Origin of the sequence: Aeromonas sp. R6-1 (assembly GCF_040908165.1) — a bacterium.
Lineage (GTDB): Bacteria > Pseudomonadota > Gammaproteobacteria > Enterobacterales > Aeromonadaceae > Aeromonas > Aeromonas caviae.
Genome location: NZ_JBFODF010000039.1, coordinates 1 through 23,510 on the forward strand (window position 1 = coordinate 1; position 23,510 = coordinate 23,510).

At 58.4% G+C, this 23,510-nt stretch carries 26 protein-coding genes; 7 read left to right on the top strand and 19 right to left on the bottom strand.

The features are described 5' to 3' along the window. Positions 1-36: 36 nt before the first annotated feature. The 6 genes from AB5Y68_RS11500 to AB5Y68_RS11525 form a co-directional block, all read right to left on the bottom strand. Positions 37-1,020, bottom strand: a complete 984-nt coding sequence (locus AB5Y68_RS11500; protein ID WP_039041195.1) for an MDR family oxidoreductase — start codon at positions 1,018-1,020, stop codon at positions 37-39. Positions 1,021-1,071: 51 nt separating this feature from the next. Continuing rightward, positions 1,072-1,707, bottom strand: coding sequence for a TetR/AcrR family transcriptional regulator (locus AB5Y68_RS11505; RefSeq protein WP_039041196.1), 636 nt, complete (start codon positions 1,705-1,707; stop codon positions 1,072-1,074). A 157-nt stretch (positions 1,708-1,864) separates the two neighbouring features. Next, complete coding sequence (locus AB5Y68_RS11510) at positions 1,865-2,113, bottom strand: GlsB/YeaQ/YmgE family stress response membrane protein (protein ID WP_010675223.1); 249 nt, start codon at positions 2,111-2,113, stop codon at positions 1,865-1,867. A 128-nt stretch (positions 2,114-2,241) separates the two neighbouring features. After that, a complete protein-coding gene (gene lpxH, locus AB5Y68_RS11515) occupies positions 2,242-2,967 on the bottom strand; it encodes a UDP-2,3-diacylglucosamine diphosphatase (RefSeq protein ID WP_039041197.1) in 726 nt (241 codons plus the stop codon). 13 nt (positions 2,968-2,980) lie between these two features. After that, positions 2,981-3,667: a DUF4269 domain-containing protein gene (locus AB5Y68_RS11520; protein ID WP_080770103.1), complete on the bottom strand. Its 687-nt coding sequence runs from the start codon at positions 3,665-3,667 to the stop codon at positions 2,981-2,983. After that, a complete protein-coding gene (locus tag AB5Y68_RS11525; protein ID WP_039041198.1) occupies positions 3,657-4,154 on the bottom strand; it encodes a peptidylprolyl isomerase in 498 nt (165 codons plus the stop codon). The genes AB5Y68_RS11520 and AB5Y68_RS11525 overlap by 11 nt, the downstream gene beginning before the upstream one ends. Positions 4,155-4,345: 191 nt before the next feature. Here AB5Y68_RS11525 and cysS point away from each other — a divergent pair, with 191 nt between their 5' ends. Beyond that, the gene (cysS, locus tag AB5Y68_RS11530) at positions 4,346-5,722 is read left to right on the top strand and encodes a cysteine--tRNA ligase (protein WP_039041199.1); all 1,377 of its coding nucleotides are present in this window, start codon (positions 4,346-4,348) and stop codon (positions 5,720-5,722) included. Positions 5,723-5,957: 235 nt separating this feature from the next. On the opposite strand, the gene AB5Y68_RS11535 is transcribed toward cysS, so the two are convergent. Continuing rightward, positions 5,958-6,317 carry a lysozyme inhibitor LprI family protein gene (locus tag AB5Y68_RS11535; RefSeq protein ID WP_039041200.1) on the bottom strand — a complete coding sequence of 120 codons (360 nt, stop codon included), beginning with the start codon at positions 6,315-6,317 and terminating at the stop codon, positions 5,958-5,960. A 95-nt stretch (positions 6,318-6,412) separates the two neighbouring features. Here AB5Y68_RS11535 and AB5Y68_RS11540 point away from each other — a divergent pair, with 95 nt between their 5' ends. Then, positions 6,413-7,027, top strand: coding sequence for a hypothetical protein (locus tag AB5Y68_RS11540; RefSeq protein WP_039041201.1), 615 nt, complete (start codon positions 6,413-6,415; stop codon positions 7,025-7,027). Positions 7,028-7,113: 86 nt separating this feature from the next. On the opposite strand, the gene AB5Y68_RS11545 is transcribed toward AB5Y68_RS11540, so the two are convergent. The 4 genes from AB5Y68_RS11545 to AB5Y68_RS11560 all read right to left on the bottom strand — a co-directional run bounded on the left by AB5Y68_RS11545 (position 7,114) and on the right by AB5Y68_RS11560 (position 11,658). After that, entirely contained in the window at positions 7,114-8,919 is a 1,806-nt protein-coding gene (locus tag AB5Y68_RS11545; protein ID WP_039041202.1) for a DUF3732 domain-containing protein, read from the bottom strand. A gap of 1 nt (position 8,920) precedes the next feature. Further along, a complete protein-coding gene (locus AB5Y68_RS11550) occupies positions 8,921-9,340 on the bottom strand; it encodes a three component ABC system middle component (protein ID WP_368207173.1) in 420 nt (139 codons plus the stop codon). 18 nt (positions 9,341-9,358) lie between these two features. Then, positions 9,359-10,531, bottom strand: a complete 1,173-nt coding sequence (locus AB5Y68_RS11555; RefSeq protein WP_368207164.1) for an ABC-three component system protein — start codon at positions 10,529-10,531, stop codon at positions 9,359-9,361. A gap of 476 nt (positions 10,532-11,007) precedes the next feature. Continuing rightward, positions 11,008-11,658 (bottom strand): hypothetical protein, encoded by a 651-nt coding sequence (locus AB5Y68_RS11560; protein WP_039041203.1) that lies wholly within the window; start codon positions 11,656-11,658, stop codon positions 11,008-11,010. 917 nt (positions 11,659-12,575) lie between these two features. Here AB5Y68_RS11560 and AB5Y68_RS11565 point away from each other — a divergent pair. Then, complete coding sequence (locus AB5Y68_RS11565; RefSeq protein WP_052258922.1) at positions 12,576-13,634, top strand: sensor domain-containing diguanylate cyclase; 1,059 nt, start codon at positions 12,576-12,578, stop codon at positions 13,632-13,634. Between the two features lie 86 nt (positions 13,635-13,720). Next, a complete protein-coding gene (locus tag AB5Y68_RS11570) occupies positions 13,721-14,008 on the top strand; it encodes a hypothetical protein (protein ID WP_039041204.1) in 288 nt (95 codons plus the stop codon). 102 nt (positions 14,009-14,110) lie between these two features. Here AB5Y68_RS11570 and AB5Y68_RS11575 read toward each other — a convergent pair whose 3' ends face one another. The 7 genes from AB5Y68_RS11575 to AB5Y68_RS11605 form a co-directional block, all read right to left on the bottom strand. Continuing rightward, positions 14,111-14,389: a hypothetical protein gene (locus tag AB5Y68_RS11575; RefSeq protein ID WP_029314742.1), complete on the bottom strand. Its 279-nt coding sequence runs from the start codon at positions 14,387-14,389 to the stop codon at positions 14,111-14,113. A gap of 280 nt (positions 14,390-14,669) precedes the next feature. Continuing rightward, positions 14,670-15,392 carry an ABC transporter substrate-binding protein gene (locus tag AB5Y68_RS11580; protein WP_039041220.1) on the bottom strand — a complete coding sequence of 241 codons (723 nt, stop codon included), beginning with the start codon at positions 15,390-15,392 and terminating at the stop codon, positions 14,670-14,672. 191 nt (positions 15,393-15,583) lie between these two features. Then, on the bottom strand, positions 15,584-16,078 hold the full coding sequence (locus AB5Y68_RS11585) for a GDYXXLXY domain-containing protein (RefSeq protein ID WP_039041205.1): 495 nt from the start codon (positions 16,076-16,078) through the stop codon (positions 15,584-15,586). Continuing rightward, positions 16,075-17,082 (bottom strand): DUF4401 domain-containing protein, encoded by a 1,008-nt coding sequence (locus tag AB5Y68_RS11590; RefSeq protein WP_039041206.1) that lies wholly within the window; start codon positions 17,080-17,082, stop codon positions 16,075-16,077. Before AB5Y68_RS11590 ends, AB5Y68_RS11585 begins: the two co-directional genes overlap by 4 nt. Further along, entirely contained in the window at positions 17,075-18,013 is a 939-nt protein-coding gene (locus tag AB5Y68_RS11595) for a DUF2157 domain-containing protein (protein ID WP_039041207.1), read from the bottom strand. Before AB5Y68_RS11595 ends, AB5Y68_RS11590 begins: the two co-directional genes overlap by 8 nt. A 217-nt stretch (positions 18,014-18,230) precedes the next feature. Further along, positions 18,231-18,788, bottom strand: coding sequence for a TMEM165/GDT1 family protein (locus tag AB5Y68_RS11600; protein ID WP_010675206.1), 558 nt, complete (start codon positions 18,786-18,788; stop codon positions 18,231-18,233). 253 nt (positions 18,789-19,041) lie between these two features. Further along, positions 19,042-19,371, bottom strand: a complete 330-nt coding sequence (locus AB5Y68_RS11605) for a translation initiation factor (RefSeq protein WP_039041208.1) — start codon at positions 19,369-19,371, stop codon at positions 19,042-19,044. 119 nt (positions 19,372-19,490) lie between these two features. On the opposite strand from AB5Y68_RS11605, the gene AB5Y68_RS11610 reads away from it, so the two are divergent. Genes AB5Y68_RS11610 through AB5Y68_RS11620 form a run of 3 tightly spaced genes read left to right on the top strand, consistent with a single transcriptional unit; the run spans position 19,491 to position 22,274 of the window. Beyond that, positions 19,491-19,718 carry a FeoA family protein gene (locus AB5Y68_RS11610; protein WP_010675204.1) on the top strand — a complete coding sequence of 76 codons (228 nt, stop codon included), beginning with the start codon at positions 19,491-19,493 and terminating at the stop codon, positions 19,716-19,718. Next, positions 19,715-21,985 carry a Fe(2+) transporter permease subunit FeoB gene (gene feoB, locus AB5Y68_RS11615; RefSeq protein WP_039041209.1) on the top strand — a complete coding sequence of 757 codons (2,271 nt, stop codon included), beginning with the start codon at positions 19,715-19,717 and terminating at the stop codon, positions 21,983-21,985. Before AB5Y68_RS11610 ends, feoB begins: the two co-directional genes overlap by 4 nt. A 46-nt stretch (positions 21,986-22,031) precedes the next feature. Further along, on the top strand, positions 22,032-22,274 hold the full coding sequence (locus AB5Y68_RS11620; RefSeq protein WP_039041210.1) for a FeoC-like transcriptional regulator: 243 nt from the start codon (positions 22,032-22,034) through the stop codon (positions 22,272-22,274). 61 nt (positions 22,275-22,335) lie between these two features. On the opposite strand, the gene tapW is transcribed toward AB5Y68_RS11620, so the two are convergent. After that, positions 22,336-23,472 carry a type IVa pilus ATPase TapW gene (gene tapW, locus AB5Y68_RS11625; protein ID WP_039041211.1) on the bottom strand — a complete coding sequence of 379 codons (1,137 nt, stop codon included), beginning with the start codon at positions 23,470-23,472 and terminating at the stop codon, positions 22,336-22,338. Positions 23,473-23,510 lie beyond the last annotated feature (38 nt).

The following is a 23,510-nucleotide window of genomic DNA, read 5'->3' on the forward strand; positions in this document are numbered from 1 at the left end:
CCTGGTCAGGCGAGCCGGCTCATATCGCGTCAGTCATCACCCCTGGGCATTGACCAGGATCCGGCCGCGCACCTGGCCTGCCAAGAAGGCATTCCCCAGGGTCACGACCTGGGAGAGGGGCACTTCCCGGGTGAGGAGGTTGAGGCGAGTCAGGTCGAGATCCTCGGCCAGTCGGGCCCAGGCCTGCTGGCGCAGCGGGCGCGGTGCCATCACGCTGTCGATGCCATAAAGGGTGACGCCGCGCAGGATGAAGGGCATGACGGTGGAGGGGAAGTCCATCCCTCCCGCGAGACCGCAGGCGGCCACGGCGCCGCCGTAGCGGGTAGTGGCGCAGGCATTGGCCAGGGTGTGGCTGCCGACGGTGTCGATGACGCCGGCCCAGCGTTCCTTGCCCAGCGGGCGTCCCGGCGTGGCCAGTTCGGCGCGATCGATCACCTCGGCGGCGCCGAGGGACGTCAGATAGTCGGCCTCGTGCAGCCGCCCGGTGGCGGCCACGACCCGATAGCCCAGCTTGGCCAGGAGGGTGATCGCCACGCTGCCCACACCACCGTTGGCGCCCGTCACCAGAATGTCACCGTCACCGGGGGTGATGCCGTGCTTCTCCAACGCCATCACGCAGAGCATGGCGGTGTACCCTGCGGTGCCGATGGCCATGGCGTCCCGGGGCTGGAAACGCTCAGGCAGGGCAACCAGCCAGTCGCCCCGGACCCGTGCCCGCTCCGCCAGCCCGCCGCTGTGGGTCTCGCCCACGCCCCATCCGTTGAGCACCACCTTGTCGCCGGGGTGCCAGTCGGGATGCTGGCTCTCCAGCACGGTACCGGCAAAGTCGATACCGGGGATCAGAGGGAAGCGGCGTACCACAGGGGAGGCGCCGGTGAGGGCCAGGCCATCCTTGTAGTTGAGGGAAGACCACTCTACCGCCACGGTCACATCCCCGGCAGGCAATATCTCCTCGGAGAGGCTCTGGTAGCTGGCGCGATAACCCGCCTCGTCTTTCTCGATCAGAATACCGTTGAACATCTTGTCTACTCCCATTAATTGGACTGACTGACTATTAATCTTCGTAAAAAATCACTTTGCTAACTTCATGAAAAAATTGAGAAAAGAGAGCATTGGCTCGGTATCGCCCACCAGGCGTGCGCGCAGCACGGCCCCTTCCCAGCCGATCCAGAACTGATGGGCGAGGGCAGGGCAGTCACAATCAGGGGGCAGCTCCCCCGCCGTCACCGCGTCCCTCAGGCAGCGGGCAAGCAGCGCCTCCCAGTCGAGGAGGATCTGCTCGAGGCGCAGGCGCAGCTCGGGGGAGAGCTGCACCACCTCCTGACCCAGGTTGCCCACGAGGCAGCCCCGCTGGAACGCAAACCGGGTCATGCCCCGGCAGGCGCTGTCGACGAAGGCAACAAGACGGGCCAGGGGGGGCAGGCTCTCATCCTCCAGATAGCGCGTCAGCTTGCGGCAGAAGTAGTGGTGATAGGCATCCATGACCGCCAGAGTGAAGTCGTGCTTGGTGGCGAAGTAGTGATAGAAGGAGCCCTTGGGGATCCCGGTCGACTGCAACACCCGCTCGATGGAGGTGGCGGCGATGCCCTGTTCGGTCAGCAGCTCCATGCCCCGGCGGATCAACAGATCCCGGGTGTCGGCATAGGTGTGCCCGTGCTGGGCAGGGCGGCCGCGAGGGCGGCGGGGCAGGGGGTCATTGGCTTGCATGGGGCTTATTAGACGCCTCAACTAGAAATGATGCAAGCGCGGCATCGAACGGACGAAACGAGTGGATGAGATCGGGTAGTCGAGACAAGCTGGAGCCAGCGGGGCAGAAAACAGCGAGGGCGCCAGTGGCGCCCTCGCATCGATGGGTGGCTGCGCCTCAACTGCGCAGCTTGTTGTAGACAAACAGCACGATCAGGGCGCCAACGGTGGCGATGATGATGCTCGGTAGGTTGAAGCCGGTGACCGTTCCCATCCCAAGCAGGGTGCTGACATAGCCCCCCACCATGGCGCCGACCACCCCCAGGATCACCGTCATGAAGAAACCGCCGCCATCCTTGCCCGGCATGATCCATTTGGCCAGGATGCCGACGATCAGCCCCAGTACCACCCAAGTAAGAAATCCCATGGTCATCTCCTCGTTGTGTGCAGAGAACCAGAGTATATGCAGGGATCCTGCTTGTATCCCGCCGCAGCACGTCGTGAGTCAGAAACGGTCATATGAGACTCGCTCATGACCATGGCAGGCAGAGGACTTCAGCCGAGCGCGCGGGTGTCGAGGCGCTGCCCGGCGGGGGAGCACACCAGCACCGACCCCTGCTCGAACCAGTCTCCCAGCACGATGCGCCGCGCCGCACGCCCATCCAGGGTGAAGTCGTGGATGGCGGGCCTGTGGGTGTGGCCGTGGATCATCAGGCGGCAGCCGTGCTGGCGCAGCATGTCGTCCACCGCCTCCGGAGTCACGTCCATGATGATCTGGCTCTTGTGGGCATTCTCCATCTGGCTCTGGCCGCGCATCTTGTGGGCGATGGCCTGGCGGCGCGAGAGCGGCAGGCGCAGGAAGAGCCAGCGTAGCCATTTGAGTTGTGTGATGCGGCGAAACTTCTGGTAGCCCTCGTCCCGGGTGCAGAGCAGATCCCCGTGGCTCAGCAGCACCCGCTCGCCGTACAGCTCGATGACGCAGGGGTCGCCGAGCAGGGTCATGCCGGCCCGTTTGGCAAACTGACGCCCCAAGAGGAAGTCGCGGTTGCCGTGAATGAAATAGAGGGGCACCCCTTGCTGGCTCAGGGCGAGAAAAGCATCGGCCACCTTGCGGTGGAGCGGGTTGGGGTCGTCGTCCCCAATCCAGAATTCGAACAGATCCCCCAGCACATAGAGGGCGTCGGCCCCGGGCGCGTCTTCGGCCAGAAAGCGCACCAGGGCCGCCGTCATGTCGGGCCTGCCTTGGCTGAGGTGAATGTCACTGATAAAGAGGGTGCTCATGAGTTCCTGGGCATCATGGTAAGAGAGTCCCGCCTGGGTGCGGACAAGGCCTGTGACCTTGCTCGTCGAGCGGGTGGGGGAGGGAAGGGCAGCAGAGCCCCGCAAGGTTGACGCCCTCCAGGGTCAGCAACGCCTCGTAAGGGTCGCCGGACAGGCCCAGCAGGCGGCACATGGCCGCTTCCCCCTTGAGCCCTTCATCAAAACGCAGGCGCAGCACTTCCCGGTGGAAGGGGGCGCCAAAGCGCTCAAGCAGGGCGGCCATCAGGCTGAGGTGGCGCCAGCCATGACACGCCTCGAGAGGATCAGGGGTGAGGTAGAGCTCGACTGGCCAGCACTGGCCATCTGGCCCGTGGCGTCGCTGCTCGGCGATCCAGACCTGTTCGCCCTTGCTTCGCACCTGCCAGCCTTGTGCTGCCAGCGTCGCGGCAAGGAAGGCCGGATCCGGATGCTGGCAGAGGATGTCGAGATCGCTGCCGGGCCTATCCAGCCCGATGGCGATCGTGCTCACCAGGGCCAGATCGTTGCACAGGGGGCCAAGCTCATCCCACAGGCCGCCGCTCAGCAGGGCGTGGGCCGAGCGCTGACGTTCGTTGCCCTGGGCCAGATAGTCGAGGCGGCGCCAGTTGGGGGCGGCAGATGGAAAAACTGCGGCCGGGGCCGCAGTGGTATCAGAGCCTGGCCGGCAGGGATTACTCGGCAAGGGTCACCTTGGTGATCACGACGTCTTCGGTCGGCACGTCCTGGTGCATGCGGCCGTAGTTGCCGGTCTTCACACCCTTGATCTTGTTGACCACGTCCATGCCGGCGGTCACTTCACCGAACACGCAGTAGCCGAAGCCCTGGGTGGTGGCGGACTTGAAGTCCAGGAAGTCGTTGTTGTTCACGTTGATGAAGAACTGGGCGCTGGCGGAGTGCGGCTCCATGGTGCGAGCCATGGCGATGGTGCCGATCTTGTTGGACAGACCGTTGGCTGCCTCGTTCTTGATGGGAGCGCGGGTCTCTTTCTCTTCGAAGCCCGGGGCATAGCCGCCGCCCTGGATCATGAAGCCGTCGATGACGCGGTGGAAGATGGTGTTGTCGTAGTGACCGTCACGGCAGTATTGCAGGAAGTTGGCCACGGTCTCCGGGGCTTTTTCCGCGTTCAGGGTCAGGGTGATGTCGCCGTGGTTGGTGTGCAGAGTAACCATGAGTTGTCCTTTCATTTTGACGCGGGCAGCAAGGTGTCCGCAGGTGTATGGCATAAAGTGGTGGCAATTCTAGCCCATCAAGGCCCTGCGGCATAGATGGCAGGGGGGAGAGGGGGCTTTTTCTGCCTCGTTTTCTATACCGGATGCGGTTAGAATGGCAGGCCATTTTACTCACAGGCAGTGGTCATAAGATGCTGAAGATATACAACACACTCACTCGTCAAAAAGAAGAATTCAAACCTATCCACCCGGGCAAGGTGGGCATGTATGTGTGTGGCGTCACTATCTATGATCACTGTCATATCGGCCATGGCCGTACCTTCGTCGCCTTCGACGTCGTCGCTCGCTACCTGCGTTATGCAGGATACGACCTCACCTATGTGCGCAACGTCACCGACGTGGACGACAAGATCATCAAGCGCGCCGCCGAAACGCACGTGACCTGTGACGATCTCACCGAGCGCCTCATCGGCGACATGCACCAGGATTTCGACGCCCTCGGTATGGTGCGTCCGGACATCGAACCCCGCGCCACCCAGCACATCGGCGAGATCATCGCTCTGGTTGAAACCCTGCTGGAAAAAGGGCACGCCTACGTGGCGGACAACGGCGATGTGATGTTCATCGTCGAGTCCTACGCCGACTACGGCAAGCTCTCGGGCCAGGATCTGGAGCAGCTGCAGGCCGGCGCCCGGGTCGACGTGGTGGATGCCAAGCGCAATCCGCTCGACTTCGTGCTGTGGAAGATGTCCAAGCCCGGTGAGCCGACTTGGGACAGCCCCTGGGGCCCGGGCCGTCCTGGCTGGCACATCGAGTGCTCCGCCATGAACTCCAAGCACCTTGGCAACCACTTCGACATCCACGGCGGCGGCTCGGATCTGCAGTTCCCCCACCACGAGAACGAGATTGCCCAGTCCTGCTGCGCCCACGGCGGCGACTACGTCAACACCTGGATGCACAGCGGCATGGTGATGGTGGATAAAGAGAAGATGTCCAAATCCCTTGGCAACTTCTTCACCATCCGCGATGTGCTGGCCCACTATGACGCCGAAACCGTCCGTTACTTCCTGATGTCCGGTCACTACCGCAGCCAGCTCAACTACTCGGAAGACAACCTCAAGCAGGCCCGCGCCGCCCTGGAGCGCATGTACACCGCCCTGCGCGATCTGCCGGCGGCGGCCGCCGCCGGTGGTGACGAGCAGGTGGCTCGCTTCAAGGAGGCGATGGACGACGACTTCAACACCCCGGAAGCCTACTCCGCCCTGTTCGACCTGGTGCGCGAGATCAACCGCCAGAAAGCCGAAGACATCGCTGTCGCCGCCGGCCTCGGTGCCCGTCTGCGGGAGCTGGGTGCCGTGCTCGGCATCCTGCAACAGGATCCGGATGCTTTCTTGAAGGGTGACGAGGCGGACGAAGAGGTTGCCGAGATCGAACGCCTGATCGCCGAGCGCAATCAGGCCCGCGCCGACAAGAACTGGGCCGCTGCCGATGCCGCTAGAGCCCGTCTCACCGAGATGGGTATCGTGCTGGAAGACAGCGCCGGCAAGACCAGCTGGCGCCGTGCCTAAGGCAGGTTGGCCTTGTTGGCGCCTAGGCCAACAGGTTGAGCCAATAAAAAACCGCAGCCCTTGGGCTGCGGTTTTTGTTTGTGGCCTGCCGAAGCCTCGGCATCCTGCGGTCTGATCCCCTCGCCCCTTGGGGAGAGGGCAAGGGTGAGGGGGCTCGCATCATTACTCACCGGAGTGCCTGCAAGCCGTCTGTTACTTGTCCCCAGTTCCTACCTGACCTGGTTGGCGCCTCTGATCATGGCTGGTCCGGCAGTGTGTTCAGGTCTTTGGTGCGCGCCTCGGTCAACTGGGTGAGACAACTGCTGTGGACCATGGGCGCCATTGATCCCCCTTCATAGACGCCGGCCTCGTAGCTGCACTGGGCATCGCGAAAGGTGATCCAGGCCCGTTGCGCGGTTCTCAGCCTCTCCAGCTGTGCCTTCTCCAGGGAGGCAACCCGCTTTTTATAGGCGGCATTGAGCTTGGCATCGGCTCGCTGGTAATCCTGAAACGCACAGATGTTCATGTCGGTTTGTGTCACCGGCGCAGTACAATCCTGTTCGGCCTGAACGGCAGTGGTTGCCAGCAAGAGCAACAGGGCGGGATAGGGTCTCAAGAGGCAGTTCCTTTGTGGTAGGGAGAGGGCCAATATACGGCATAAACCGGCCCGATGGTGGTTCTGTTTTTCAAGAATAACAAGGAGATGACGTCATGAAGTTGAACTGGATGCCGTTTCTGGCCCTGCCTCTGCTGGCGTCCGGGCTGTCTGTGGCCGCCACTGCCCCCGATATGCAGGCCCAAGTACGCGCCAAGGTGGCCCAGTTTCTCGACTGGGAGCGCGAGGTCAAACCGAGCGGCCTCTATCAGGCAGACCTGGGCGGTGCGTTGCCCAACATCGTCTCCCCCGAGCTGCTCTGCCTGCTCAATGCCGCCTCCAAGGCGCGCGAAATAGCCGCCCGCGAAGCCCCGGACGAGAAGCCCCCCTTCGTCGAGGGCAACCCCTTCCTGCCCAATGCCTGGGATCACCTGCTGGGCTCTGAGATACTCTCGTCACGCGCCATCGCCGGCAGCCGGGATCGCAGCGAGGTCAAGGTGCGCTTCACCTTTGGCGAGCCGGGCACCCCGCTCGACGCCCCCAGCGGCACCTACCGTTTTGTCAGCACCTATCTGGTACTGGACGGGCCGCAAGGCGCCCGCATCACCGACATCGACGCTGGCGGCAGCTGCGACTTCTGCCAATCCGGCAGCCTGCGCGCCGCCCTCTATGAGACGCTCACCGCCTATCCCGCCGCCGGGGGAGAGCAGTGCAAGGGGTTGGGGAAATAGTTTTTTAGCCTGAGTGAAAAAGTGTTTGGGGAATAGAAATAAAAACCGCAGCTCAAGGCTGCGGTTTTTTGAATAAGGCAGTCGACTCAGATTATTAATCCATGGTCGCCCCTAAACTCTTTATCTACCAAAGTGAAGTTTTCAAGCTGTAAGGATTTCCAATCCTCTTCTTTAATGTGTTCAAGAAGGATGATTTGAAAACCACCTAATTGATTCATTTCGCTTACGAAATCATTAAGCTCTTGTAATGCAGCATTTAAACTAATTGTATCAACAGCATGTTTGTCATTGCTTGACAGGTATGGTGAGCTTGGTTGATCTATTATAAGAAAAGATGGTAGCCATTTTGTATTATTCAATCTTGCAACGTGATGGTAAGCCATGAAAAAAGCAAGGTGAATATACATGTAATTTGAAGCGCTTCCAATGTCAGGCATGAATTCAAAATTGTTATCTAGCTCATTAAATAAATTAATAACCCGCTCTTTTTCATTATAGAAAGCTGTAAATCCTTCGTATCCCTTTAGCTTCATTTTTGATAGATGTTGATTTATGAACTCGTTTAGTTTCTTTTCTGAAACTTGATACTTAACATCTGTCTTTATCGAAGACTGGACATCTTTTATCTTCTTTTTAATCGTTTTTAGTTGGTTTTCGAAATCATTATGTTCTTGTTTGCCTAGACGTTTCAATCGTTCTTCTAAGCGACCAATGAAGAGATAAAAGTCTTTTGCATTTCTAATTTTAATAGGAGATATAGCTAATATCTTATCCTCAATTTCCTCTATGAGTTTGTTGTTTTGTTCTATTTCTGCTTGAAGCTCAATGATAAAGGGAGCTACATTATTTTTATTAATATCATTTCTTATCTTTAAGAGCTGCGAGTGTAACTCCTCAACTACTGCTGTAGCAATATTTGAGTCAAAGATATTATGTTTAACGATGTTGGCTGTAGGAAGTAATGCATCCTCGATTTTCTCTCTATTATTTAAATTGGTTTTTTCTAAAAATGAAATGTATTTCTTTTGTTTTGACTTTAAAAGATATAATTGAGACTTTAAATCGATAAAGGAGGTCTCATCATTACCATTTAAAACTGCTTTTGTAGTTATTTCTGAAAGCTCATGAAAGAGGGATGGTACATCTTTATCCTGTGTGCTTAGTAATCCTAGGTGCTCAGCCTCATAAGCAAGGGTTTTTATTTCATCAGAAAATATAAATTGATTCTTCTCATAAGATGCTTTCTTTTGTTCTATTTCACTTTCTTTTTTCCTCAGCTGAGCGAGAGTGCTTTTAGCCACTGATGTTTTCGCATCCTCAACACCTAAGCCCATCCGATAGACTCTTTGAATGGTTTCTTGAAAGCGTTCATCTTCTGGCTTTATAAATAAATAACTAGGCGAAGTGACGGTATTTTGATCCTGATAGCAAAATGATAAAAAATTTCTAAATGAGACTCTTTGGCCTGCCTTGATATTTCTTCCTCCATATGGAATTGTTAGATTAGGATCAATGCCAAATAACCTGTTTAGTAGTCCCTTGAGGTTAGCCATTTTAATATTTTCAATCGGTTGTGACGGAATTTTCCCATGGTCATTATAATATATGCTGTTTTCACCAGAGGTTCCAATAGCCCCTCTGGCAATAGTTACTGTAGTGCCAAGAATATTTATCCTAATACCGTACCAATATACATTGGAGTCAATGTTTGTTTTGGATATTCCTTTCGAAGAGGATGACAGTAAACAATAGTCTACAATAAAAAGAATTGATGACTTCCCTTTCCCAGGATCGCCTGTTATGACGTTTACTTTATTTTTCTTAAATTCTAAGTTTCGTATTGAACCATCACGTTGCCAGAGAATTATATTTTCGAGTTGAATGTTGCTCATATTAAATAACACCTAGGAGTTGATATAATTCACTTTCATCTTGATAAATAAATTGAGAAATATTAAGTGCGCTGGTCATATACTCTTTATATAGATGGCCATTGTTTGTTTTTCTTATTTTTAATGGTTTATATAGATAGAGAAAACCAGATTTAATATTAATGCACTCTAATTCGTGGCACATTATTATTGTATTGACAGCTCTTGTTATTTCATCTCGATATATAAGAGTGAAGTCATAGAAAGCATTCGGGTTAGAAAGGATGAAATCTTGTAGGCTTTTAATATTTCTCTTTCTTTTCAGTAACTCTCTAGTTTTATTGTTATAGGTGAGCGTAAGTGACAGCGCCGCTTTTGATATGGAGAGCTTATTATTTTCCGTGGCTTTTAGAAGTTCAATTAAAAAAAGCTGCCAAGTAATTCATTTTTAAGGATGTTGTCAATGGCCATATTTTGATTCCCAATTTTCCTGCCACCCTATTTCTGGTTTATCAGATAGCTCAATTAGTTTTCCATTGGATATATCAGTGGGTAAGGTTGTAGATCTTATATTTGAGTCTATATCCATAGATTCGAATAGAATAGAGCGTGAACGTTCTAATTCAGATTGACTGCTGTATTGATTTTTTCTAAATATCTTTCTCCATTTTGCTTTTAGCTCGCTATCTAAATCACTGTTTTCAAATTCGAGCATTTCGCCATTATCTATCAGTTCTCTAATAAAACAGTAAGAGCGGATATATGAAATTCCGTAATTTTTAATATCTTCTTCAGTGATATCGATATCTTTTAATTGTGACGCATAAATCCCTTTAACAAATGAAATGTTTTCAGGCACTTCATAACTATAAAATCTTTGTATATTGATGTTTGGAGTTCTTATTTCTTGTAGAAGGAGATTGAAATTTATATACCCTGTTCGAAATTCTTCATAGCTTATTTCTACTTTTTGTCCTGACAACACTTTTTCAAACTTGAATGTTTTTATTGAGCCTAGAAGGTGATCTCGTATAGAGTTTATTTTTTGTTTGGGGACGGCATAATAGGATAGTGCGCTATCAATATCATTCATGATGGTGTCATTGTCTTCTTCAATATAAAGTCGACTGATGATGAATCGTAAGTCATCTTGAGGTAATAAGGATAATGGTCTTGTGTACTTATAAATTGGGTTTGGACTTTTTGTAGGATCTTTCTTTTGTTCGGATAGTTCTACTTCATGACATATCCTATTTATGCCCTTAAGAATAAGGTCTGTATTCTTATTTTCCTTTTTTAGTTCTAACATTAATGGTTGATTACTGACACCTTTACTTGTAAAAATAATGAATTTTATGTTTTTATCTTTATACTGATTGTCATCGTGAATTAATTCATTCCAGTTGTACAATGTTTTCCAGAAATCAATATCTTTTTCAGAAAGGTTTTTGTTATTGACTGAGTGTTTTACTTGAATTAAGTCAAGTGTGTTAGAGACTGAGTCAATATGTATATCATCAATCACTTCAAGACCAACTTTTTCAGATGGCTTCATATTCAGTAAATATTTAAGAAAGACAAGATCTTGATATTCAAAACCAAGTTCTGTTTTGTCTGCCAATGTATTGTTCACTGGTTCATCCTATATCAATAATGTCTATATGTATTATGGCTTTAGGGCCGTATATTCGATTAACAAAGCGTAATCGGACGTTCGAAAAATAGGGTGTTATTACGGTGAAATACTTACTATCGGGCCTTCAATATAAAACCGTTTCCCGATAGGGATGGGCACCGCTTGCCGTTATACCCGCCATGATTTTTTCACCTATGCAACCATGTCGATGGCGCTTGTTGCATAGGTGCGACAATCTGCTCTCTCCATGGGGTGGGCGAGGGACTGACTCTGAGCTAACAACCCGCCCGATCTTTGCCCCGAATAGGCTGGGGAGTGTTACCGCGGTGCAATGCGCTGCGCTTGTTGCACCCTACGCCTGTTAACTGGCCTCGGTGCTGCGGGCTGGCTGTTGCCCTCTGTTGTTCGCCGGGGTGAGCTCGTTTGTCCAGGCCGCGAGGCAGGACGCCGATCACGTGGGCGGTGAAACACCATCATCGATTTTCAACAGTCCAATACTCACCATTATTATATGGTTCACCTTCATCATCACATCGAGTAATCTTATTTTTCCCTTCTCCCATATCAAGTTCAAGCCAAGGTAATTTAGAGTTTTTAAATATAAAGTAGGCTGGCTCTTCTACGTTTATCTTTTGTGGCTTTTTAGGACTGCAAATTATGAAGTGAGGTCTTACATTTGGCCATGTGGTTTCGTCACCAAAAATAGCCTTAAATCGTTTATTTTTGCTATCTAGCTGACTATTGCTAAAGTAACTATCACCTTTAGCCTCAATCATCACAATATGGGTTATGTTTTCGTGGTCAACAAAGGCAAGAAGAAAGTCGACATCCTCTTGAGTGCCTGATATTTGCAAATCTATCTTTTTATTATTATCGATGAAGTTGCGTGGAAATGGTCTTTCATCATGCTCTTGGGTGAGAAACAAGCTGGTATAAATCCAGTCAAGGTGATAATCCATTGCAGAAAAATATTCTCTGGGAATTTTTATACCGATTAGCGCTGATATTTTATCAAGCTGTTTGTCATCCATGCGAAACTCGGGGTTCCCTAGCATTTGACCGACCAAGTAAAAGCGCTCTTTACGGTTAAATGACTTCAGGTTTTCAATTAGTTTATTGCTCATATAAATCCCGAAAGATTAGTCTCTTAAAATTAATATATGGTTCAGGCTGTAGGTTCGATTAGCGAAGCGTAATCGGACGTTCGAGAAATAATATCATCATCACTTAAAAGCATTCACTATCGGGCCTTCAATATAAAACCGTTTCCCGATAGGGATGGGCACTGCTTGCCGTTATATCCGCCATGATTTTTTCACCTATGCAACCATCTTGATGAGGTCTGTTGCATAGGTGCGACAATCTGGTCTCGCCATGGGGTGGGCGAGGGGTTGGCTCTGAGAGAACAGCCCTCCCGACCCTGACCCCGTAAACACAAGGTCATGGTCAATTAACTGGCTTCGGTGCTGCGGGTTGGGTGTTGCCCCCCTGTTGTTCGCCGAGGTGAGGGCACAAGGTCAGGAGCGCCGTCATGGACGACGGCGCAGACGCAGGCGGTACAGGGATGTACCGTCTGCGTCGTTCCGCCAGACCTTTTGCCTGAACCGAGGGAACCCGACGCAGGAGGGCGAACAAGTGGGGGTGGCCTTTCTTTTGGTGACTTTTCTTTGGCCACGCAAAGAAAAGTCACTCGCCCAAGCCCGAAGGGCGGGCGAAACCCCGTCGAGGACGAAGTCCTCGTGTCCTGCATGGCGAAGCCATGCCAATCAGGCTAGTGACCCCTCACCTTGACCCTCTCCCCCAAGGGGAGAGGGGATGATTACCGTGGGCGAATACGCGGCGGGAATCGACCCGGCACCCAGGGGCGAGGGCAGGGTTGTGTCCCTGTGTTCCGCATGGCGACGCCGCTTGGGGGCCGGTTATGCCAAAATGTGAACAAATCGATCTTTCCCCCGGTCAATCGCGGTCTCCCGCTTGTCGGGCCCGCCCCGAGTTGGCTAAGGTGGTCGCCCATTACATGCACGCAGTTGTGGAGGTAGGCATGGACAAGTTATTGCTGGCGCTCTCGGAGCAGGTGATCAAGGCGCGGGATCTGGAGAGCCTGACCCGCCCTTTGCTGGAGATGCTGGAGTCGGTGACCGGGCTGGAGTCGACCTATCTCACCGAGATTGACCTCGGGCAAAGCAGCCAGCATGTTCTGTTTGCCCGCAATGCGGCCGGGCTGCAGATCCCCGAGGGGATGACGGTGGAGTGGAGCGATACCCTGTGTCGCCGTGCCATCGACGATGAGATTGGCTACACCGATGACGTCGCCGCTCTGTGGGGGGACTCCCAGGCGGCCAGCGAGCTCGGCATTCGCTCCTATCTGAGCAGCCCGGTGCGCACCTCCACCGGTTCCCTCTATGGCACCCTGTGCGGCGCCAGTACCGAACAAAAGCCCGCGGTGGCGGGGGCGCAGCAGCTCATCGCCTTCTTCGCGCACCTGATTGCCGAACAGGTGGAGCGGGAGCAACTGCTGCGGCAATTGCAGCAGGCCAATGACGAGCTCTCGCGCCTGGCCCTCTCCGACCCCCTCACCGGGCTTCCCAATCGCCGCGCCCTGATGCTGGAGCTCACCCGCTTGTTCTCCCTGTCGGAGCGGGCGGGGCATCCGGTGCTCATCGCCTTTGTGGATCTCGATGGCTTCAAGGCCATCAACGACGAGCATGGCCACGAGGCGGGGGACAGGCTGCTCACCGCCATGGCGCGGCAACTGAGCGAGACCCTGCGCGGCGGCGATCTGCTGGCCCGCTTTGGGGGGGACGAGTTCGTGGCCGTGGGCATGGGGCCTTTCCCGGGCGCCGACACGCTGGACGGGGCGGTGGCGGCGTTTCGCCAGCGCCTGTTCGAGCACAGCGTGCTGTCACTGCCGGTGGGGGACAAGGTGGTCCACTATCCCGGTGCCAGCGTGGGGGCGGTGGCCGTGATGCCGGCCGAGGTCAGCGTCGAGGAGGCGCTGAACCGGGCCGATGCGAGCATGTATGTGGTCAAGCGCCAGCGCCGGGCCGCAGGGGAGGGCGGTAACCCGCCCCCTTCCAGTCAGGTGTCTGCCCCGCGATAGCAGCGGGGCGGGTTGAGAGGGCACAGGGTGGCGCGTCCACCCGGGTGCCAGTCTGTTATCCCTTTTATCGGTTCGGAGCCCATACCATGGTTCATCTTCTTGCCCGCCGTGTGCGCGCCCTTGCCGGGCGAGCGGCCACCCTGGTGGCCGGACTCTGCGAGTTTCAGCAGCGCATCTGGGTGGTCAGCATCGTCAAGGAGTCCTACACAGATACCTTCGTGGTCAACGAAGGGGGCTTCGAGGAGCCCTTGCAATGGATGCGCCGCAAAGGCTACAGCGCCGAGATGCTGGCCAGGGTGGAGGCCATGGCCCGATCCCAGGTGCTCCAGCTCGAGTGCGCCGGGCAGCATCACCGTCTGATGCGGGTGAAATAGGGGCGAAGCCGCCCCCGGATGGCCTGGGCGGTACCGCCGCCCGGGCATTGACCACATATTCTGCCGCCCTCTTCGTGTCAGACGGGGGAAATGGGTCGCCAGTCATGATTTTTCCGTGGTTCTCTCCGGTTTCAGACCACCTGAGTAGACGCAAATCGCGGAGTTGTAGCTGTTGAAGGTGACCGCGTAGTTGAAATCGCAGAAATAGGCCGGGTGCTTGGTGGCGACAATGTCCCCCGCCTTGCATTTGTCCTGCATCCCCTCCACCAGGGTGTCGTTGTTTGACCCGAGACAGGCCTTGCCGGTGGTCTTGTCACCGCCGCAGGCCATCAGAAGGGCGCAGACCGAGAGACTCATCAACCATTTCGCTGTGTTGTGCATGTGTGTTCCCAAGAGATCGGAGAGATGGCGGGGAAGGGCGTGAGCGCGGCGCTGCCCGATGAAGGCGACCAGCGGGCACGCTGCCGCCCCTGACTGTCGCTGCCAGCGTGCGCCCTGCCCCTTGCCGTGAAAAAGGGGCCAACAGGCTCCTGCACCCTATATTACGGACCCAGGACGGTCTGCGTCACCCCTTGTCGTTGCAAGTGGCGAACATTAAACGGGTTTCGTGCGCTGGCTCAAAGGCGGGCCGGGGCCTTGGCGGCCCCGGCGGGGGAAGGGGTCAGGGGGAGGGGAAGTATTTGTGCTGGAGCTGCTGGAAGTCGCTGCTGGCCAGCACCTGGGTCAGGCCGATCTGGAACTCCCTGACCAGGGCATCGTCCACCGGGTGGCTGAAGGCGAAGCAGTACTGCTCGGAGCTCAACATCCAGCGCACCTCGAACTGGGCGGGATCCAGCTGCTGGGTCTTGATGAGATCCAGCAGGGTGGACTTGTTGCTGGAGATCAGCTCGACCCGGCCCGAGGTGAGCATGCGCAGGGCCTGGGAGAGGCGGTTGGCGGTCATGATCTTCTGCTCGTCGAAGCCGGCGTTGAGCAGCAGTTGCTCCCCCACATCGGATCGCACGGCGCCTATGGTGTAGCGCTGGGCATCTTCCAGGCGGGTCAAGGTCAGGGGGCGACTGGCGAGCCCCATCAGCACTATCTCGGCATAGCCGATGGGGCAGGCCCACTTGAACAGGGGATTGCGCGCCTCGGTGCGGGCGGTGGAGAAGAGCACCACATTGGGTTTCTGGGTCAGCAGGTAGTAGCCCCTGGCCCAGGGGAGGATGCTGACGGGCTGGACAGGGGTGCCGGTCTTTTGCCACACCAGGTGCAGCAGGTCGATGGCAAAGCCGGTCGGGGCGCCATCCTCCCCGGTGAAGTTGTAGGGTTTGTACTCTTCGGTGAGGTAGTGCAGGCTGGCGAGCGCCGGGCTGGCCTGGGTCACGGGAGTGCCCCAGACCATGGCCGCGAGGGCGGCGCAGGCGACCAGTCTGCGAAGGGGGACTGCAACGTCTATGTTCATCCTGACCGTCCTGCTGCCGAGTGCCCAGTTTCAAGTGTTGCCAAGTCACGGCGTTTCGCCACCCGGCGAAGACGTTATCCGCCGGGGGCCGTCATTCTCTCGCCACTCACAACCGTGTCGGCGCCCCCTTTTCACCAGGCCGGGCGGGTGTGACCCAGGGGGGTGAACGCCTCGTCCCTCAGCCCCACCAGCAGGGTGCTGCCATCCTCTTGCAGACGAAACTCGCCGTAGCGGGCCGACTCATATTGATCTCCCGTGCCCTCTTCGAAGAAGAAGGCGTCAGGCCCGATAAACCACTGGCCGTCGCGCTGGCGCACCTTGAGCAGGCGCTCCCCCGGGCCAGGGGCCTCGGGCTTGCCCTCTTCTACCCAGTGCACCACCTGATGTTCATCCAGGCGAACGACCAGGGTGTGGGGGCCGATGGCGGCCTGGCGGCCCGCCAGCTGGCGGGCGAGGGCGTAGTTCAGGCGCATGTAGTCCCCCTGCATCAGGGAGCGGGGGTCGACCGGTGCCAGCTCGATCAGCACCACCTCCCCCTGGCTCATGGCGTGCTCGAAGCGCCAGACGGCGGCGTTGATGCCGGCGAGCAGGGCAAGACCGGTCAGCAAAAAGGCGAGGCGTCTCATGAGGGGCTCCCGTTGTGAAGGTGCTTGAGCCACTGACGGGTACCGAGCAGCAGGGCCCCCGAGCCCAGCAGCAGCCAGGACTTGGTCATCAGGGTCAGCCCCAGATCGTAGTAATAGAGGGAGCCAAAGCCGAGCAGCAGGAGGCCTGCCAGGGTCATCAGGGCCAGGCTGCCGGCGTAGAAGCCGAGCACCAGCACCAGGGCGCCAGCCCCCATGCCGGGAATGATGGCGCTGATCACCACCAGCGGCAGCCCGTAGCGCAGCGGCAGCCTGAGGCGAACCATGACCGCGAGCAGCAGGGCGGCGCAGAGCAGGGGATTGAGCCAGAGAGGCAGGCGGGAGCTGCCGAGCTCATTGAGCACGCTGGTGCCTCCCTCCCACAGGGGGTGGTGCAGCCGTCCCAGCACCAGCAGGGAGAGTGCCAGCCCCAGGGTGAGGGATTCATAGAGCAGATGGCGGGCGGGATCGCGCTCCGCCTGCAGCCAGCACAGGGCGACGGCGCCCATCACCAGCGGCAGGGCCAGCAGGTGCATGCCGAGGCAGGCGAGGGCGAGGGTGAGCAGGATGGCGGCGGCGAAGCTGTGGAACAGCCTGATCAGCCAGTGCTCGAACAGGGCGGCCACCCCGAGGGAGAAGGCGGTCAGACCGAACCAGAGCCACGCGACGTTCAGATCGAGCCTGTCCAGCAGGCCGTAGAGCAGCCAGGCATCTGCCGCCAGCGCCAGCGCCAGCACGAACTGATCCCAGAGATCGCTGCGGGTCGCCATGCGGTTGAGACCGAGGGCGGCGGCCATCAGCACCATCCCCATGGTGAGGGCGTTGTTGGGGTCGCGGGTCAGCTGCTCGAAGGCCATGAAGAGGAAGAAGAGCAGGAAGAGGGCGGCTATCCAGCCCACCATGCCGAGCAGAAAACGGCCCGACCAATGGGGCTGTTCATCCCGGGGAGCATCCCCTTCCACAAGTTGGGCAGCACGCAGGCGCTCCCAGGGGGTGAGATCAGACATGCTGCCTCCGTTGTTGTTGCAGCCAGCGGCTGGCCATCACCGACAGGCCGATGGCGATGAGGGCCAGCAGCAAGAAGCCGTTCATGTCCGGCTCCATCCACTTGCCAAGGGCCGCGAGGATCACGGCGATGAGGCTCAGGCACCCCATGGCGAGCCCGGCGATGAACCTGTGGTGCCAGCGCAGGTAGGCAGCGCCGAGCCAGGCGAGCCAGGCAGGCCAGACCCAGGGAGAGGCGGCATCGAACAGGGCCAGCAGGGTAAGCAGGGTGATGCCGAGCCCCGCGGCCAGCCCCGCGAGCCAGGAGGGCATCAGGGCGTAGCGGGCGGGCACCAGGATGAGCAGACCCCAGAGGGCGGCGTTGAGCAGGGTCAGGCACCAGCCGAGGGCCTCCTCGTTGAAGGAGAAGAAGAGATCGAGAAGGCCGAGCCGCCAGTAGAGCACCAGGGCGAGCTGACCGAGCAGCCAGGCCAGGGTCCAGAGCAGCGGGCTTCTGCCAAGGGCCGCCAGCGGCAGCAGCATCAGGGCCCAGGTGGCGAAGAGCTGCCAGGGGTCGGCGCCGGTCTGGTAGGTCTGGCCCACCAGGGCGAGCAGGGCGCCGAGGTTGAGGGCCAGGGCCAGCAGCAGGGCCTGGCGCGGGGTATCACTCATGGGTTTGCGCCAGAGCACCAGGAGCATGGTGAGCAACGGCAGCTCCAGCAGGGCGAGACGTGAGAGGCGCCCCAGGGCCTGCCAGTTGAAGGCGACGAAGAAGACGAGGCCGGCGCCAAGGCAGAGGCAGCCGAGCCAGAGCAGCAGCCTGTCGAACAGCCACTGCCAGCGGGCAGGGCCGGGGGGCAGATCGCACAGTGCCAGGGCGGCAGGCAGCGAGGCCCGTGGCAGGCGGCCGCGCCTGACCCAGTCGAGCAGGGTCTGTCGTGAGGTGAGGTGCATGGGGGCTCCTGAAGCCGTGATGCCTGAAAGATAAGGCATTATGGCACGGCGCCGCGTCTCGGGGCAGGGGCGCCGTCGGCGCTGCGACACAGGTCGCGGCACGGGGCCATGTCTTTGTACTAAAAAGGCCCCCGCCGTGAGGAGGGGGCCTGAAGGACATCCGGGGCGGCGGTGGCGATCAGTGCTCACGCTGATCCCCCGCCGGCTTGTATGGAGGTCAGGCGAAGATCAGGGTGGAGATGCCAAGCCCCGCAAAGAGGATGGCGCAGGCAATGCGGATCCCCTTGAGGGGGAGCTTGTCGGCCCCGAGCTTGCCGAGCAGCACCACGGGCACGTTGGCCAGCATCATGCCGAGGGTGGTGCCGGTGATCACCTGGATCAGGGAGTCGTACTTGGCTGCCAGCAGCACGGTGGCTATCTGGGTCTTGTCACCGATCTCGGCGATGAAGAAGAGCACGAAGGTGGCCATGAAGGGGCCGTACTTGTCCAGGGAACTCTCTTCATCGTCCATCTTGTCCGGCACCAGGATCCAGGCGGCCATGGCGATGAAGGCGCCAGCGACCAGCCAGGTCATCACCTTGGGATCCATCCAGCGACTGATGAATTCCCCTATCCAGGCGGCCCCCGCGTGGTTGAGCAGGGTGGCAGCCAGCATGCCGGCGATGATGGGCCAGGGTTTGCGAAAACGACAGATGAGCAACAGGGCCAGCAGCTGTGTCTTGTCGCCGATCTCGGCGATGGCAACGCTGATGGTGGAGGTTAACAAGGCTTCCATAAAAATGACCGGGGGACGGAATTGTTATAAACCAAAGACAAGCCTGCGCCATCCGTCCCCGGTTTTGGCACTGGCCCGTCAAAGGTCTTGTCAAATCCGGCATTGCCCGGATCACCCTGACCATGGTGAGTTGGCACCAAGTATGTTGATCAGGATCGCGCACGAAACGGGTCCGTGGCGAGACTACTCCCCCTCGATGGGAGCGGGCATTCTAGGGAAAAACCCCCGGTGAGGCAAGGCGCGGGATGGGGAATTATCCCCCCACCAGTTTGACCTGAAAGCCGGCCTTCTCCAGTTCGGCCTTGATAAGGTCCCGTTTGTCCCCCTGGATCTCGATGATCCCCTCCTTGAGACCGCCGCCGGTACCGCACTTCTTCTTGAGCAGGGTAGCGAGGGCCTTCTGCTGGTCGGCGGGAACGCCGTGGATGCTGATGACCCCGGCCCCCTTGCGTCCCTTGGTCTCGCGGCGGATGCGCACGACCCCGTCGGCGGGGAAGGGGGAGGCGTGCTGGGCGGGGGCGGATTCCTTGATCATGCCGCCGTCCGTGCTGTAGACCAGGCGGCTGTTGTTGTCGTGACTCATGGCAATACTTTGTCGGTTAGCTAAGCGGAGTTTGATTTTACGCAAATAAATGTTGAGGGCACAGCTTATAATCCCCCCATTAAAAGCGAATTATTCTTGTTTAACTTCAGGAGCCCGTCATGGTACTCACAGAGCTGTCGCCGGGACAGAGCGCTCGCATCACGCACATGAACCACCTTGGCCGCGCCTTGCGGCGCAAGCTGATGGTGATGGGGCTGCTGCCCCAGACCGAGATCCTCTATCTGCGGGCCGCCCCCCTGGGAGACCCGCTCCAGATCCAGTGCCAGGGCATCTGCCTCTCCATGCAGCGGAGTCTGGCCCAGCAAATCGAGGTGGAGCCGGTATGAGCTACAACCTGGTCACAGTGGGCAATCCCAACAGCGGCAAGACCTCCCTGTTCAACGCCCTGACCGGCTCCCGCCAGCAGGTGGGGAACTGGAGCGGGGTCACCGTCGACAAGAAAATGGGGGCCTTTGCTGCCCGCGGGCAGGAATACACCCTGGTGGACCTGCCCGGCATCTATGCCCTGGCCAACCAGGAGGCGAGCCTGGACGAGCAGATCGCCAGCCGCTTCGTCCAGCGCCAGCAGCCGGATCTGCTGCTCAACGTCATCGATGCCGCCAACCTGGAGCGCTCCCTCTACCTCACCCTGCAACTGCGGGAGCTGGGGCTGCCCATGGTGGTGGTGCTCAACAAGATGGATCTGCTGCAAAAGCGGCGCATCACCATCGACGAGGCCTTGCTCGCCAAGGCGCTGGGGTGCCCCGTGGTGTCGCTCTCGGCCCACAATCGCCAGCAGGTGGCGGCCTTCAAAGAGGGGATCCACCAGTTTATCGGTCAGTCCCAGCCCGCCCTGGTGCTCGACTACGGTCAGCCCCTCGAGGGGGACATCGCCGAGCTGGAGACCCTGCTCGCCCCCCATCATCTGCATCGCCGTGGCCGCGCCCTGCGCCTGCTGGAGGAAGACATTGCCATGCAGGAGACCCTGGCGGCGGGGCAGCAGGCGGCGGCCGACAACGTGGTGAGTCGCGCCCACCACGCCCAGGACATCGACCTGCAACTCGCTGATTTGCGCTACGGCCATATCCACCACTGGTGCCAACAGGCGTGCCGTCATCAGGACAAGCTCACCGTCGCCCAGAGCGAACGGCTGGACAGGGTGCTGCTCAACCGCTGGGTGGGCATCCCCTTCTTCCTGCTGGTGATGTACCTGATGTTCATGTTCGCCATCAAGGTGGGCAGCGCCTTCATCGACTTTTTCGACATCCTCGGGGGGGCCCTGTTCGTGGACGGAGTGCACCACCTGCTGGGGCTGATGAGTGCCCCCGACTGGCTGGGAGCCGTGCTCGCGGACGGCGTGGGTGCCGGTTTGCAGACGGTGGCGACCTTCATCCCCGTGGTGGGCTGCCTCTTTCTCTTCCTCGCGGTGCTGGAGAGCTCCGGCTATCTGGCTCGCGCCGCCTTCGTGGTGGATGCCCTGATGCGTCGCCTCGGTCTGCCCGGCAAGGCCTTCGTCCCCATGCTGATGGGTTTTGGCTGCACCGTGCCCGCGGTGATGGCGACTCGCACCCTGGGGTCGGAGCGCGAGCGGCTGATGACCTCGGCCATGGCACCCTTCATGTCCTGCGGTGCCCGTCTGCCGGTCTACGCCCTGTTCGCGGTGGCCTTCTTCCCCGAGTCGGGGCAGAATCTGGTGTTCGGTCTCTATCTGTTCGGCATCCTGGTGGCGGTGCTCACCGGCCTCTTCCTGCGCAGCACCCTGCTGCCGGGCAAGAGCGACTCCATGGTGATGGAGATGCCCGATTACGAGTGGCCCCGTCCGGTGGACGTGGGGCTGCGCACCTGGCAGAAACTCAAGGGCTTCATCTTCGGCGCGGGCAAAACCATTGTCCTGATGGTGGCGGTGCTGAGCGTGCTCAACTCCCTCGGGACCGACGGCAGCTTCGGCAACCAGGCTCAGGAGAACTCGGTGCTGAGCAAGCTGAGCCAGTCCGTGACCCCGGTGCTGCATCCCATAGGTGTGCGGGACGACAACTGGCAGGCCACGGTGGGCATCCTCACCGGCATCTTTGCCAAGGAGGCGGTGGTCGCTACCCTCAACAGCCTCTACGCCGGCGGCGCCGGTGATGAGGAGGAGAGTGAATACTCCCTGCTGGGCAGCCTGAAAGCGGCGCTGGCCACCATTCCCGCCAACCTGGCGGACATCGACCCCGCCGATCCCATGGGGATCAAGGTGGGGGATCTGGAGGACAAGCAGGCGGCAGCCGAGGCCCAGGAGGTGGACACCTCCACCTACGGCAACATGCAGACCCACTTCGACGGCGTGGCCGGAGCCTTTGCATACCTGCTGTTCGTGCTGCTCTACATGCCCTGCGCCGCCGCCATGGGGGCTCTGGTGCGAGAGACCGGTCGCCAGTGGGCCCTGTTCACCGCCGCCTGGTGCAACTACGTCGCCTTCCTGTGCGCCACCCTCTTCTATCAACTGGCGACCTTCGCCGCCCACCCGGCGCAGAGCCTGGTCTGGAGCCTGAGCTATCTGCTCTCCCTGGTGCTGCTCTGGTGGCTGGGGCGTCGTCACGGCGACATCGTCGCCCGCAAGGTGGTGACCCTGTGAAGGGGCTCATGGTCAGGGGCGAGTGCGCCGAGAGGGAGGGTATTCTGTGATCCTGCGTGAACTGGGGGACTATCTGGCCCTGCACAAGAAGGTGAGCCGGCGGGCGCTGGCCCGCCACTTCCACACCTCCGAGGATGCGGTAGAGGCCATGCTCGGGGTCTGGATGCGCAAGGGGCGCGTCGCCAAGCGGGAGAGCCGCCTGTGTGGCGGCTCCTGCTGCGGCAAGCACGAAGAGGTGACGTTCGAGTGGTGCGAGCCCGGCCAGATAGGGCTGGTCCAGAAGGGGTGATGCCTGCCCATATGCAAAAGGGAACCCAAGGGTTCCCTTTTTCGTGGCCGCCGGGCCCGTCTCAGAAGAGGTCGCCCTCGTCCTTGGTGGGCTCCAGGCTCCAGCCGCTCGCCGCCGCGCTGTTGCCTATCTGACCCTTCTCCCGCCAGAGTTTGATCTTGAGGCGCAGGTTGTTCTGGGAGTCCGCGTTCTTCACCGCCTCCTCCTCGCCGATCACCCCCTCGACCACCAGATCGAACAGAGTACTGTCGAAGGTCACCATGCCAAGGGCCCTGGATTTTTCCATGATCTCCTTGAGGCCGCCAAACTCGCCGCGCTTGATGAGATCGCGCACCGTGTGGGTTCCGAGCATCACCTCCACCGCCGCCCGGCGCCCGCCGTCCGTGGTCTTCACCAGCCGCTGGGAGACAAAGGCCTTGAGGTTGTTGCCAAGGTCGTTGAGCAGCTGGGGTCTGCGCTCTTCCGGGAAGAAGTTGATGATGCGATCCAGCGCCTGGTTGGCGTTGTTGGCGTGCAGGGTGGAGATGGCCAGATGCCCGGTTTCCGAGAAGGCGAGGGCATGCTCCATGGTCTCCCGATCGCGGATTTCACCGATGAGGATGACGTCCGGCGCCTGGCGCAGGGTGTTCTTCAGGGCCGCGTGGAAGCTGCGGGTATCCACCCCCACCTCCCGCTGGTTGATGATGCTCTTCTGGTGGCGATGGACGAACTCCACCGGATCCTCGATGGTGATGATGTGGCCGCCGCTGTTGCGGTTGCGATGATCGATGAGGGCCGCGAGCGACGTGGACTTGCCGGACCCCGTGCCGCCGACGAAGAGCACCAGACCCCGCTTCTCCATGATGGTGTCGAGGAGCACCGGAGGGAGTTTGAGATCCTCGAAGCGGGGGATCTCGGTCTTGATGTTGCGCGCCACCAGGGAGACTTCATTGCGCTGCTTGAAGATGTTGACCCGAAAACGGCCTATCTGGGGCAGGGAGATGGCGAGGTTCATCTCCAGCTCTTTCTCGAACTGCTGTTTCTGCTCGAGATCCATGATGTCGTAGGCGATGCGGGCCACCTCGCCCGGCCCCAGGGGCTCCTGGGTGAGGGGGCGCAGGGCGCCGTTGAACTTGGCGCAGGGGGGGGCGCCGGTGGAGAGATAGAGATCGGAACCGTCCTGTTTGGCCAGGATCTGCAGCATGTCTCTCAATTCCATGAGGGGCCTCGTCGCTCAAAGGGCTGGGGGATGATGAA